Genomic DNA, 12974 nt, shown 5'->3' on the forward strand with positions numbered 1-12974 from the left:
CTCCCCCGATAATTTACTACGTAAATTGTTCAGGGGAGGTTGTGTTTCTTTTTTCTTCTGACAATCAAGAAAACTGCGAGAGAGTCTTTCTTAAAATCTGCGCCTGTTCCTCTGCGTCATCCCAGTTCCAGTAATTGGTTTTAAATTGGAAGAGTTTTGGCTGAACCATCTCTGCATTTGGACATAATCCTGGACCAAACTTCTGATATATACCTTTGTACGCGGGGTGGGTTAACGGGCATCCATTGGCAAACATCGGCTCCATATAGCTAAGTTTCCAGGCTGCATAGACGCCATCTCCGCCATTTGCCAAAAAGGCATCACGGAATTCATGCCAGCTGACATCGGGATGCTCAAGTTTGGCGACGAACGTCCAGTAGCTGTTGGTGCAATTAGAAGGAGTCTTTTGAGAAACAAACCATTGGTATTGTGCTGTAACCTCATTAAACAGGTTGCCAACATCTATGCGTCGCTGCACCAATTCATCAATGCGCTCTAACTGAGCCAACGCTACTGCCGCACACAATTCTGGCATGCGGTAATTGAACCCGGTCGACACGTGACGGGAGTAGGCGGGATCCTGAATATCGGTTTTGGTGATTTTACCTTTACGCGAACCCACACCGGCATACCCTAAACTATTGAAGCGGCGAATGCTGTTTGCAAGTGCTTCGTCGTTGGTGAGGATCATTCCTCCTTCACCAGCAGTAAGATGCTTGGAACTCTGAAAGCTGAAACTTGAGACATGCCCTACTGTTCCAATTTTGCGACCTTTGTAAGTATTGGTAATAGCCTCCGCATCATCCTCAATAACAATGAGATCATGCTCTTTCGCAATTTGCATGATGGCATCCATGTCCGGCGATAATCCGTACAGTGCAACGGGAATAATTGCTTTGGTGCGCTCAGTGACCCGTTCACGAATACTCATCGGGTCAATCTGAAATGTATCCGGGTCCACATCCGCAAAAACCGGAACCGCATGGGCTTGAAGGACGACAAAGGTAGTTGAGGACATAGTCAGTGGTGGCACAATGACTTCGTCTCCGGGCCCGACACCTGCCGCCTCAAGCGCTGCGTGCATGGTGCAAGTGCCATTCATGAATGAAATGGCAAACTCCATTCCATGATAGTCCGCAAAAGCTCTTTCTAAGCGTGTGCAAAACTCTGAGCCTTTGGAAGTTTCAAAGCCATAATCCAGACATTGCATTACATAACGGCGCTCAAGATCGGTAACACGTGAGATAACGCGCTTCTTTGGGGCGGGGTAGGAGAACATCAACTATTACCTGTGTCTGAAAGATAAAGGGAGGAGCGGACAACGTTTGAATTTAAGGCTCTGATCTCCGGTTTCTGTTCTAACAGGTCTAAAATTTCTTGCATTCGGGGCATTGAATTATCCGAAAAATGTGAAAACACTTCCGTAAAGAAGTCCATGTCTTTCTCTGTATCCAAGGTCCAGCGATTACCTGACAAATCTGGCGTACCGTGCAGGCTATGGCAGCGAAACTCGTGAGAGTTATGATAGAAGTACGGGGTTACATGTTCACGCTCATACGGGCTGATCGACAGCTCATCAGCACGCAACAATGCTTGAATTGAGACGATTTCACTATCTTGTCCCTCTGGCAACCAAGGTGGCTGATTGTTACATACGTAATCCCAGGTGCCCGGAAGTTTTATGAACTCTTTAATGACAGCACCCATAACTGACGGGTCTTTTACGGGATCATCGGCGGTTAACCGTACAACCGCACCAGAATCCCACTCTTCTTCTGGTATCAAAGCTCTAGTCGCACCGGCAAATCGGCTCAAAACATCGGCCTCAGAACCGCGATAAACCAACACGCCCTGGCTGTTTAAAAAGTTTTCAAGCACATCGTCTTCTGCAGAATTCGAGATTGCCACAATAATTCTATCGATTAGATCCACGGCTCTGACTCGATCTATCAAATGCAGAACAACTGGCTTCCCTGCGAGTTGCATAAGCGTTTTCCCCGGCAGGCGGGTAGACCTCATGCGCGCCTGAATGATTGCTGTAATATTATTGCTCATAAAATTTCTTTATAATAAACAACAATTGCACCTACTTTATCGGTGATTGTAATGGAGGATATTAATTGAATAATTATATATGATATTTTTTATCATATCTTTGATTATGAATACGTAATTTTTCTTCCGCAACCTCCAAGTCTTCCATGGTATCGATGTCTATAACATTATTTCTATTCAACAACTTCATTCGAACGTGTGAATTGGTAAGAATCTTCCCTTTTCTGACCGCGCCTGCTCGACTAATCGAGAATTGACCGGCATCATGCTTTGATTCTACAAGATCCTGAGAACGTGAATGAAAATATTGCGGTTGGAACATCTCTGCATACCCATCAGCATTTTCAAAAACGGCACGCTGAACTGGATACGGAAATGTGCACGCAGAAAGAACTGAGTCGCAGAGCTTGTCACGTCGGAGCATCTCAAAAGCATCCAAAATGTCATCGATTAGCAGCATTACAGCAGTTGGATAAACTGCAAGTACATAGTCCACACGCTTGACATTTTTCTCAAACCATTCAAGCGCATGTGTTATGACAGGAACTGTGCCTGTATGATCATCCGACAAGTGCACCGGCCGACGCAAGGGGACGCGCAATCCCAGCTCTTCAACCGCCTCAGCAATTTCATCTGAATCGGTGGAAACCAGAATTTCCTCTGGAGTAAAAATTTTGCGCAATTCCATTATTGGCCAATAAATCATTGGCTGCCCTAATATGGGATGAATATTCTTTTTAGGTATGCGCTTGCTGTTGCCCCGGGCTGGCAATACTACCAAAATATTTTCAATATTTTTCATTTGACTTTGTCTTCATATAGTCCCGTGTTTTGATCGGAAAGCAACTAATCCCGCATGTGCGGCAAATATGAAATCGCCTAAACGAGGGAAAGCCGCAGGATCTACAAGCATGACTTCGCTGGTTGGATTACTTTAAAATCACCTTACAATTATCGAGAACTCACGCCTTTGAGGTATGTTTTTCAACTAAGACCTTCAAACATTGTAATGGCGTAGGAAGGGCATTCGAAGAAGAAGGTCGCTCAATATCTATATGCTGCTCCAGACGCATATTTCGAAGTTCAGCAAACGATTTCACAACAGAAATTGCAGGGAAAACTCCCATTTCATCTCCACCCTCCACACCAAAAATATCCAGGCTCACGACTGGACAACCTTCTAAGCGACTAGCCCATATCAGAACGCTTGAAACATCACCAACGACCAGTGCCGCTGACACCATCATTTCTTCTGCACCCATTTTCCCTGTTTTAGAGACAAATCCCGGAATCCTAGCTTGTAGTCTATCAGTTAATCCCATCATCGTTGGGTCATCGACAAACCCCGGATGTAACTTCCACCAGATATCCAACCCTCCCGACTTTTGCTTCAAAATCTCCAAGGCAGGGCCCCAAGCTGCTTCTAGACGGTTGATCTGCTCTTCAACTGTGTCCGAGTTTCCGTATTCGAGACACGATGAGGGCAAAGCTACAATAACTTTCTTGCAATGTTTTGCTGGAAACAACGCCTCCACCGCAGCGGGTGATAGACTCATCGGGTGTTGCACAAGATAAATCTTATCGCTTTCGTGCATTTCCATCAAATATCCCTGTTGCTCGGACTGCGTGTAGCACAAAACAGCATCGAACAAATCCGCTGTATTCTTCGTGCGAAGCTTTCCAAGCCATGGATTATGTGTTTCGGTCAAAGGGCGCTGACCATTTAGCATAGGGAAAAGGAAAAAGTCTCGGATACCGATCCAGCGTCCCCATAATTCATATGTCACGTTTGCAATTAGCGCGGGAACCCAAAACCAGCGTGCCCGCCATTTGCATAGACTTGCCTCTCTAAGACGATAATCAGTAGTTTCAAAGTCGGTGATAGGAACGTGAACGCTAAGGCAAATCACAATTATAGTATTAGGCAGCAAGCGACGAACAGATCGTGAAATATATTTTTGATGAAATGCGTGCCAATTATTCATCAAGACAATAGACGGTTTAACTTCCTGCAAGACGTGCGGAAACGTAGAACAAAACCAACGATGTACTGCAAAGCGGCGGCTCCGCGATGGCAACACGACAAGCCTTTTGATACACCCTGAATCCAAAAGTATTTTGATAGAGCTGGAGTTTTTATCTTTTTCTTCGACCATAACAACAAGGTCATAGATTTTAGATAAGTACCAACAATAAAAATACCCTGCATTTAGGAAAGAATGAAATGAAAATGTATCAAGAAGAATAGCCTGACGAGAAGATGACTCAGTGGAGCACATGATCTAGACCCAAAAAATTATAGATATCAAAGTAATATGATTTTTTGTAAATTTGTGTTTTTCAATCCACTACAATTCATTTTGACGACTTTTCGGGGGGCATTCATCAATTTCCTTGCTGCGCTGGAAGCTGGAAAACACTAGCTCCAAGTCGGCTTTGGAGAGCCCACCGGCAAAGAACAAGGCTATGAAATATACGACAGCACCAAGCGCAACTTTCGAAGCTAAGAAAAGTTCACTTTCTAGTTTAATGCCCCCAGGGCTGTACCCGGCAAACCAAAGCGTAATTGCCATAACGAACGAAGCAAAAAAAACGCAAAATATGGTTGAAACGTCAAACGTAAACACAAATGTAGCTCGGACAGCCGAAAGCGCATAAGCAAACGCTACACCGTATGACGCAATAGAAATAGCGGCGGGCACGCTAACGTTTGGATACACTTGCAGGAAAACGAGGTTGAGCAGGATATTAACTGTTACGGCAACAATGTTGGCATAAATAATAATTTTTGTATGTCGGATGACAAATGCAGCACTAGAAATCAGGATAACAAATCCGTAGAAAAATATTCCCACTGAAATCAAGGCTACTGCCCATCTTCCAGATTCTGCTATTGATGGAGTTGTCAGCACAGCAATAAGAGACGGACCAACCAATAGAGTGCCGACAACAAACGGTACTCCAATAATTATGTAAAAACGGACCGCCTGAAAAAACAACTGCTCCGCCGCATAAATGTTTTTAGTGTCCCAGAGCTTGCAGAGGGCAGGGGTGAGAACAGTTGAAATTACCTTTGGAAAAAAAGTCAGCAAACCTGCAAGTGCATAAGCTGCCTGATATTGTCCGACAGCTGAAACGGTGAGGAAAAGACCTATAAGATAACGATCTCCAAATGCAACCAAGAAGTCGACGAGAAACTCACCATTAATTGGTAAGCCAAGCTTTGCTCCTGCCCAAAATTTCTTCCAATCGGTGCTTGGCCACGAAACTCCAGTCTCACGGATTACACCCCAAACAAATGCGGGCACAGAAAATACAATGAGGGTTATCGCTTGTAGTGCAATCAGTTGATCCAAACTCAAACTGTTCCACCAAAAACTCAGCCCAACGATTGCAGCAATGTGTAAGTAAATTTGCCCAACCATAAGAAGGTTATACACGCCGAACCGAGATGTATATCGGTAGTAGTCAGTGACAATTTCTTGAATCGTCATCCCTAGGAGCCATAATGCTAAAAGACCTGGAGAAAATGGCACGTCTTGATTCAAGAAAGCAAAAATTTCTGGCGTTATGACAATTATGATTAAAGAAAATATTGCAGTAGTTAGAGCACGAAATGAAATCGACGACATAAGTAGTTCTCGTCGATCGTCATAGGTATTTGCCGCCGGCAAATCTCTGCGAAAATTATAATTTGTTCCAAATGACGATGTTCCCAAAAGCAAAATGATGATTGATGATATGAGCACATACGACCCAAACACGGAATCACCGGCAGATTTGATGATTAATGGCATAATAATCAAACCGCGAAACCCTATAAGAATCTGTGTTATTGCCCCCAACAATATCTGTTTTGCTATGGACCGACCAACCGACACGACAACTCCTGGATTTTTTCTTAAAAATATCAGATGTCGAAGATATGACATGCTAAATGCACAATTCGACAGTACGAGTATCCGAATGTTTCACCGCATCCCCGTAGTCACGACTGAGGAAATAATACATTTCCTATGCATTAATTAACTTTTCCTCATAACAAAATCTGAATTTAAACAAACAATAACTCAGATAGAAATTCCGGCACGCATAACATATTAGACAAACACAAAAGAAAGCCGTCAATTTAAGGTTTATTTTTCATAATTCAATTTGAACAGAAAAGACATGAACCGATTTTAACAAATACCTGATTGATTGCTATTTGCGTTTCTCGCCTATGATGTGCTAATTGTCCACCACTTCGTGCCGATATCCTGAATAATTTACTGAGCAGAGCCACTTACCTGTACATTCACGCCGATGAATTGATTGACCCAACCTGTAAGATTCGTGCGCACTCTCACCGGGTAAAATGGAAGAAATTTTACACGTTGAATCGACGTCAATGAACCATACAGTACCTATATCTCACCAAGCTAATTTTGGCGCCAGTGATGCAGCCGTTAGATAACCCGATTTCTATGGTGGACATCACGAACAAAGATAAAATACACCAAGTAATATGTGATTATTGATATATCGAGATTGGACGATTCACCAGAATCATAAAGTTTATAAATTACATGCACCCAAATTGGCACCTGACATCGATGGCACGCTGTATTTCAATCACGTCAGTCCTCGTTCAGACGTGATTATATCTTTAAAGACGGCTATCAGTGTAGTTGGACTGCTTGATGAAAATGGTCAAAATGGTACTGCCCGAACATAACGCACAATTAGCTGGTCCCGTAATAATAACAGGTGCAGCAGGAGCTCTTGGTTACTACTTTTGTTCCGCTTGGGCACAAAATGGCTTAGCAGGTACACATCTTGTACCTTCAGCCCGCAGGCAGAAATATCGGCTTGGCGGCTTAACGACAAAAGGCCAATTCCTTGGGGCAATGGAAGAAGTAGACCTTGCCGACCAGCAAGCGACGGAAAACATGATTGAACGCCATAGGCCCAGCGTAGTGATTCACTGTGCGGCCTTGAGTGATGTTGATCTGTGTGAAAGCAATCGGAACATAGCATTTCGGGATAATGTTGAGGCGACGCGATCAGTTGTTGCTGCCTTAAAGCGGCATACCCCCAAATGCCATCTGATTCATATTTCAACAGATCAAGTATATTGCGACGGCGGAGGCCAAAGAGGGAAAATTGGTCCGGTCAATCTATATGGATGGACAAAATTGTGGAGTGAAGATATTGCAAAACAACATAACCATACGACCATCCTCCGCCTTAATTATGTCGGACGAGGAACTCCTGACCGCCCGGGATTGGTTAGCTGGCTAATCAACAGTCTTCGTGCAGAAGCACCAGTTACATTGTTCCAAGACGTTCTGTTTAATCCGTGCCACGGGACGGTCGTAGCTAAAGTAACGGAAGCGATAATTGCGCAAAAAATTTATGGGACCTTTAACCTAGGTGCTCATGACACCCCAATTTCGAAAGCAGAATTCTTACTAAGACTGGCAAATCTACTTCGCTTGCCAACAGAAACGGCGCAGCTTGGGTTCTTGAATGACTTTCCGCTGAAGGCTCCCCGGTGCCTCGACATGAGTATGAGTGTCTCCGAGATCGAATTACTGTTGGGAATCAAGATGCCCTCAATTCAAGATACCTTGCTTGCCCTCGTTAAGGAGTGGCAGGGAAAGGAGGGGCCTGATGAACAGTAACGACAGGGTTCTAGTAATCGCAGCCCATCCTGATGACGAGGTACTTGGTTGCGGGGGTACCATAGCCCGATACCGGGCCGAAGGATGCGATGTGAGAGTCGTTTTCATGGCTGAAGGGATTACTGCTCGCTTTTCTCCGAGCGAATTTGACACTGATGCAGTCAAAGAAAAGTCGGCCAAACGCAATGCGGATGCTTTGGAGGCGATGACGGTTTTAGGAGTGAATACAGATCAAGTTTTTTTGTCAGAGCGCCATTGTTGTCGACTTGATCAAGTTCCATTGATTGAACTGACAAAGCAAATTGAAGACCACATTCGAGAGTTTTCTCCAACACACATGTTCACTCACGCCCCCGATGACCCAAACATTGATCATGTAACGGTTCATAAAGCTGTGTTGCCTGCTATTCGTCCAATCAAAGGTCAGCATCTAAGAGGTGTTTTCGCGTTCGAGGTCTTATCAAGCACCGAATGGAACCCCTTGAAACCCTACGCTCCAACTGTATTCCAGGATATTACGGATAGCATCACGCAAAAGATCGCTGCGATGCAAAAGTACGAAAGTGAAATCCATCCTCCTCCACATCCTAGATCTCCGGAGGTTTTGCAGGCACTGGCTAGGTTTAGAGGTGCGCAAGCTGGACTGGACTATGCTGAAGGTTTTGTATTGATTCGCGGAATAAATTTGTGAAGGCGTGGCCATCGATTCTTATTCGATGTGATGCAGGACGAGACCACGGGCTCGGGCACCTGATGCGCTGCTTGACGCTTGCCGAATCCCTGAGGGCACAGGGAGCTATGAACATAAAATTCATGGTTCAGGCTTCATCCAGAATCTTACAGCGTATCTATGACTCCGGCTTTTCTGTGCTGGACGCTCGGTTCGTGACTGGTACCAAGGAAAGCTGTGCCGAGATTTTGGACTGGAACCACCAGAATTGCCAGAATGATCCGATACGTCCGTGGATTGTAATTGATGGAAAATACGCCAGCCCAAGCTCTGTTGAGCCGTTGTCACATATAGCAAATGTTATTTGCTTTGATGATTTTCCTTATCGAGATTTTCCAGTCCCCGTGATTGTCAACGCACAGCCGTGGACGACAGAGCTGGACTATCCTCAACATGCCGACAGGCAAATACTTTCAGGCGGGCGCTTTAACTCCATTCATCCTCGGTATTTTGAAGCTGCAAAAATTGAAAACCGGCAAGCTATTCTCATCACAATGGGCGGAGAAGATCCTCAAAATGACACAGCATGGATAGCCAACTCTTTGGGCGACATGCTAACCGGCTATCCCGTTATTGTAGCCATTGGTCCATCCCATCCCGACCAACTTGAAGCAGTTAACGCGATAAACCAGCATATTCCGCAAGCAGAGATTCTGTATGCCCCTTCATCTCTTACATTAGCAGCAGAGCGTTCGTTTTTGGCTATATCAGCTGGTGGAACCAGTTGCTACGAGCTACAAGCGGCAGGTATCGCAGTTGCCGCATTGGCAGTTGAACACCACCAGCTAGAATTCATAAATGCGCTAGAGAGGTTGGGGGGAATTGTTTCAATAGGGGGTCCGCAAAAGTCTTCCGACGAACGCGATAGCGGGCCTGCTCGACGCATTGTGCAACGCTTTCTTTATCATTCCGCCTGGAGAGAAGAACGCATCGAGCGTGGAAAAGCAATGTTTCCCGCTCCTGGCGGGCCATATCTGGCACAACGTTTAGCGGACATTTTGCTAAAATGACTATCGGCACGCATCGCCTTGTTTTAGGAACGGCGCAGTTGGGAATGCAGTATGGAATTGCGAACGCAACCGGCATTCCTGACAGGAATGCCGCTGTGGATATAGTTCTTGCCGCCTTACGGGCGGGAGTAAACACGCTGGATACAGCTCATTGCTATGGCGATGCAGAATCCATCTTGAGGGATGCTTTGGCATTGGCTGTGCAGGAAGGTCTTCCTATCCCACGAGTCATTACAAAACTGGATACACCACTTGCTGAAGAAGCTGAACAATTAAGTGATAAGGAAACAATACAGTTTGTAAAACAAGGCGTGATTTCATCTTGTCGCGCTCTTGGTCTTGAGCAACTTCCTGTATTGTTGATACGTGAATCTTGGCCTCTGATGAGGCCAACGATGTTCTGGGAAACTTTGTTAACCTTACGCGAACAGGGTTTAATTCACACCTTGGGTTTGTCAGCACAATCCCCCGCTGAGGTACAATTAGCCCTAAAATTTCCCGATATTAGGCACCTACAAGTTCCAATTAATATTTTGGATCATCGTTGGCGAAATAGTGATGTGTTCGCCCAAATTAGTGTCCGCGGCGATCTGACAGTACATGCTCGATCTGTCTTTTTGCAGGGGCTCTTGTTGGCCGGAAACAATTCACTGTGGCCGGATGTATCGCAAGGGTGCGGACCTGATGTTATCCATGCTATGCTCAAAGCTAAACAGATGCTGAACCGCAGCTCTTTGGCTGATCTATGCACAGCCTATGTATTGAGCTATCCGCAAATATCTGGTGTCGTTCTTGGCTTGGAAACCGCCGAACAACTCGAAGAAAATCTGCGTCTCGTCACGACGCCAGCTCTCAGTAATGCTGAAAGAAAATTTGTAGATGACATAATTCCCTATGTTCCTTCTGCATTATTAAACCCCAGCTCCTGGTAATTAATTCCTCTAATCAAGTGGTGGTCAGCTTTGAGGCACAGTGTTATGTTCCGCCTCAAATTTGACGGCGTTCCGGCGAGATATGCCGGAATGAGCTAACACATTAATTTGACAGAAAGGGCAGGGCGCATGGCCGCGCAGATGAAAATCGGTGAACGGTTAATTGGCGACAATTCTCCAGTGTTCGTGATGGCTGAAGCCGGCGCGAACCACAATGGCGAACTGGAAATGGCCAAGAAGTTGATAGATGTTGCCAAAAATGCCGGCGCTGATTGTGTGAAGTTCCAAACATTTACGGCCGCCGAATTTTGCGCTGACGCGACGAAGACCTTCACCTATTTCAGTCAAGGAAAGCAGGTCACAGAAAGTGAGTACGAAATGTTCCGTCGCCTGGAGTTCACTCGGAACGAATGGGCAGAAATTATTTCATATTGTGACCAACAGAAAATTATGTTCCTGACGACAGTTCAGGATCCAGTAAATCTCGAAATGATGCAGGAATTGGGACTGCAAGCCATTAAAGTCGGTTCAGATGACTTCGATCATCTACCAAACCTGAGGTTTTTTGCCAGCAGCGGCTTACCTTTGATTATCTCCAAGGGGATGGCAGACTGCGATGAAGTCGATAAAGTCGTAAACGACCTGAAAGCGCGGTGCGAGAACTTTGGCGTTCTGCATTGTGTATCCCTTTACCCGTCAGATCCGGAACACCTTAATCTTGCGCAAATTCCTGTACTGAAAACCCGTCATCCTGACGTTGTGTGGGGTTTTTCTGATCATAGTCGCTCCACGATTGCGCCAGCACTCGCGGTAACATTGGGAGCTCGCATTATCGAAAAACACTTCACACTTGATCACGATCTCCCAGGGCCCGACCATTGGTTTTCTATGAACCCGCAAGAATTGACCGAAATGGTTTCTCACATTCGTTTTGCAGAAGCGGCACTTGGAAGCAATGCGATCAAACCACACACTGACGAAGAAAAAAGCCGAAAAATCATGCGGCGGCGGATTATTGCAAGCAACGCCCTTCAGGCAGGTACAGTGTTGAGCGATCTTTCAGTATCGTTCAAGCGTGCCGATTATGGCGCCTATGTTGGAGAATGGGATAACATATGTGGCCGAACGTTGCTGACCGATAAGGCTGCCGGAGAGGGCATTTCCATTGATGATCTGGAGCCATTGGGTGCGTAATGATCGTCTCCATTCACCAGCCTGCCTATCTGCCGTGGCTCGGATATTTCGACAAGATTCAGAAGTCAGATTTGTTTTTGTATCTTGATACCGTGCAATTTCAGAAAGGTAGCTTTCAAAACCGCAACAAATTGCGCACCAAAGGCGGATGGGTTTGGCAAACCGTCCCAGTTCAGACTAAGGGAATTCTGTACGAACATTCAATTTCGGAAATAGAAATTGATAACCGTCAACCTTGGCAAGCCAAGCACTGGGCAACGATCAAGCAGAATTACAGCAAGGCACCGTTTTCTTCCGAATGGCTCACACTGTTAGAACCATTTTATCATACTTCATATGACTGCTTCAGTGACCTGTGCTGGGACATGCTGCTCATGTTTAATAAGGCATTGGGGATATCCACGCCAATGCAGAAGACATCCGAGATGACTCCTGTTGATGGGGCCAAAAGCGACCTTATTCTAAACTTGTGTCGCCAGAGCAACGCAAGAACATATTTATCGGGAAGTCAGGGCCGCGGATATCTTGATGAAGATACCTTTGCAAAGTTCGATATTGCAGTTGTTTACCAAGATTTTAGCCACCCTATCTATACGCAATGCCATGGTGGTTTTGAACCCAATATGGGGATCATCGACCTTCTGATGAATGCTCCAGATCCCTCCGGTTTACTAAAGGTATAGTTCGATGTCATTTTCATCTGAGTGGGAAGATATTTACGCAGCAGGGGCCCATCACAGTGTATGGCCCTGGAGTGAATTAATCTCATTAATTATGAGACATGCAGCGCCCTACAAAAGCCAAACACCTTGTCGTGTTCTGGAAATTGGTTGTGGAGTGGGCGCCAACATCCCCCTTGTGCACTGGTTTGGTGGTGAGTTCTGGGGCATTGATAACAGCTCTTCAGCACTAGAAAGCATCAAGAGCCGCTTCGGAAAGAAGGTGAAACTTGCGCAAGCAGATTTTTGTGCAGAAATTCCGTTTGCTGGACCTTTCGACCTTGTTATCGATCGCGCATCGTTAACACATAACCCGACACTTGGTATTCAGCATAGCCTTGAAATGATCGAGGAGCGCCTTGCTCCCGGTGGAATATTCGTTGGAGTTCACTGGTTCTCGAAGGACTCAGATGATTTTACAAGGGGCATTCCATCAGAATATCCCGACGTACGGAAGGGCTATAAAGATGGCCCGTTTGCAGAAGTCGGCCTCGTTCATTTCTTTGATCGGGATAAAATTGAAAGTCTTTTTTCTAACTTTACTATCGAAGTTCTGGATCACGTGGTCAGTGAATCATATACCCCAAAACCAGAGCGACTTGCCTGGTGGAACATTGTTGCAAAGAAGAAGTAAGCAGTCGTTTTTTTAAAATATCAAAGCCGGCTTA

The 12974-nt window shown here is 45.4% G+C and carries 12 protein-coding genes; 7 read left to right on the forward strand and 5 right to left on the reverse strand.

Features of this window, described 5'->3' with window-relative positions; genetic code table 11:
* Positions 1–64: 64 nt before the first annotated feature.
* From CU041_RS06720 to CU041_RS06740, 5 genes are all read right to left on the reverse strand, one after another.
* Positions 65–1279, reverse strand: a complete 1215-nt coding sequence (locus CU041_RS06720) for a DegT/DnrJ/EryC1/StrS family aminotransferase (RefSeq protein WP_206927603.1) — start codon at positions 1277–1279, stop codon at positions 65–67.
* A complete protein-coding gene (locus CU041_RS06725; RefSeq protein ID WP_101246222.1) occupies positions 1279–2055 on the reverse strand; it encodes a cytidylyltransferase domain-containing protein in 777 nt (258 codons plus the stop codon). The genes CU041_RS06720 and CU041_RS06725 overlap by 1 nt, the downstream gene beginning before the upstream one ends.
* A gap of 73 nt (positions 2056–2128) precedes the next feature.
* Positions 2129–2857 carry an acylneuraminate cytidylyltransferase family protein gene (locus CU041_RS06730; protein ID WP_101246223.1) on the reverse strand — a complete coding sequence of 243 codons (729 nt, stop codon included), beginning with the start codon at positions 2855–2857 and terminating at the stop codon, positions 2129–2131.
* A 160-nt stretch (positions 2858–3017) separates the two neighbouring features.
* Positions 3018–4334, reverse strand: a complete 1317-nt coding sequence (locus tag CU041_RS20580) for a hypothetical protein (protein ID WP_170310157.1) — start codon at positions 4332–4334, stop codon at positions 3018–3020.
* A gap of 69 nt (positions 4335–4403) precedes the next feature.
* Positions 4404–5936 carry an MATE family efflux transporter gene (locus CU041_RS06740; RefSeq protein ID WP_170310158.1) on the reverse strand — a complete coding sequence of 511 codons (1533 nt, stop codon included), beginning with the start codon at positions 5934–5936 and terminating at the stop codon, positions 4404–4406.
* An 801-nt stretch (positions 5937–6737) separates the two neighbouring features.
* On the opposite strand from CU041_RS06740, the gene CU041_RS06745 reads away from it, so the two are divergent.
* From CU041_RS06745 to CU041_RS06775, 7 genes are all read left to right on the forward strand, one after another.
* On the forward strand, positions 6738–7721 hold the full coding sequence (locus tag CU041_RS06745) for an SDR family oxidoreductase (RefSeq protein WP_101246226.1): 984 nt from the start codon (positions 6738–6740) through the stop codon (positions 7719–7721).
* Positions 7711–8412: a PIG-L deacetylase family protein gene (locus CU041_RS06750; protein ID WP_101246227.1), complete on the forward strand. Its 702-nt coding sequence runs from the start codon at positions 7711–7713 to the stop codon at positions 8410–8412. Before CU041_RS06745 ends, CU041_RS06750 begins: the two co-directional genes overlap by 11 nt.
* A 107-nt stretch (positions 8413–8519) precedes the next feature.
* Entirely contained in the window at positions 8520–9461 is a 942-nt protein-coding gene (locus CU041_RS06755; RefSeq protein ID WP_170310159.1) for a hypothetical protein, read from the forward strand.
* Positions 9458–10393 (forward strand): aldo/keto reductase, encoded by a 936-nt coding sequence (locus CU041_RS06760; RefSeq protein ID WP_101246229.1) that lies wholly within the window; start codon positions 9458–9460, stop codon positions 10391–10393. Before CU041_RS06755 ends, CU041_RS06760 begins: the two co-directional genes overlap by 4 nt.
* A 129-nt stretch (positions 10394–10522) precedes the next feature.
* Positions 10523–11587 carry an N-acetylneuraminate synthase family protein gene (locus CU041_RS06765; protein ID WP_101246230.1) on the forward strand — a complete coding sequence of 355 codons (1065 nt, stop codon included), beginning with the start codon at positions 10523–10525 and terminating at the stop codon, positions 11585–11587.
* The gene (locus CU041_RS06770) at positions 11587–12270 is read left to right on the forward strand and encodes a WbqC family protein (RefSeq protein ID WP_101246231.1); all 684 of its coding nucleotides are present in this window, start codon (positions 11587–11589) and stop codon (positions 12268–12270) included. Before CU041_RS06765 ends, CU041_RS06770 begins: the two co-directional genes overlap by 1 nt.
* A gap of 4 nt (positions 12271–12274) precedes the next feature.
* Positions 12275–12940, forward strand: a complete 666-nt coding sequence (locus tag CU041_RS06775; RefSeq protein ID WP_101246232.1) for a class I SAM-dependent methyltransferase — start codon at positions 12275–12277, stop codon at positions 12938–12940.
* Positions 12941–12974: the final 34 nt, after the last annotated feature.

Source organism: Thalassospira povalilytica, assembly GCF_002844235.1.
GTDB lineage: Bacteria > Pseudomonadota > Alphaproteobacteria > Rhodospirillales > Thalassospiraceae > Thalassospira > Thalassospira povalilytica.

Coding starts and splice junctions, on each gene's coding strand:
- CU041_RS06720 (WP_206927603.1), bottom strand. CDS start 1,279: ATGTTCTCCTACCCCGCCCCAAAGAAGCGCGTTATCTCACGTGTTACC.
- CU041_RS06725 (WP_101246222.1), bottom strand. CDS start 2,055: ATGAGCAATAATATTACAGCAATCATTCAGGCGCGCATGAGGTCTACC.
- CU041_RS06730 (WP_101246223.1), bottom strand. CDS start 2,857: ATGAAAAATATTGAAAATATTTTGGTAGTATTGCCAGCCCGGGGCAAC.
- CU041_RS20580 (WP_170310157.1), bottom strand. CDS start 4,334: ATGTGCTCCACTGAGTCATCTTCTCGTCAGGCTATTCTTCTTGATACA.
- CU041_RS06745 (WP_101246226.1), top strand. CDS start 6,738: ATGAAAATGGTCAAAATGGTACTGCCCGAACATAACGCACAATTAGCT.
- CU041_RS06750 (WP_101246227.1), top strand. CDS start 7,711: ATGAACAGTAACGACAGGGTTCTAGTAATCGCAGCCCATCCTGATGAC.
- CU041_RS06755 (WP_170310159.1), top strand. CDS start 8,520: ATGAACATAAAATTCATGGTTCAGGCTTCATCCAGAATCTTACAGCGT.
- CU041_RS06760 (WP_101246229.1), top strand. CDS start 9,458: ATGACTATCGGCACGCATCGCCTTGTTTTAGGAACGGCGCAGTTGGGA.
- CU041_RS06765 (WP_101246230.1), top strand. CDS start 10,523: ATGGCCGCGCAGATGAAAATCGGTGAACGGTTAATTGGCGACAATTCT.
- CU041_RS06770 (WP_101246231.1), top strand. CDS start 11,587: ATGATCGTCTCCATTCACCAGCCTGCCTATCTGCCGTGGCTCGGATAT.
- CU041_RS06775 (WP_101246232.1), top strand. CDS start 12,275: ATGTCATTTTCATCTGAGTGGGAAGATATTTACGCAGCAGGGGCCCAT.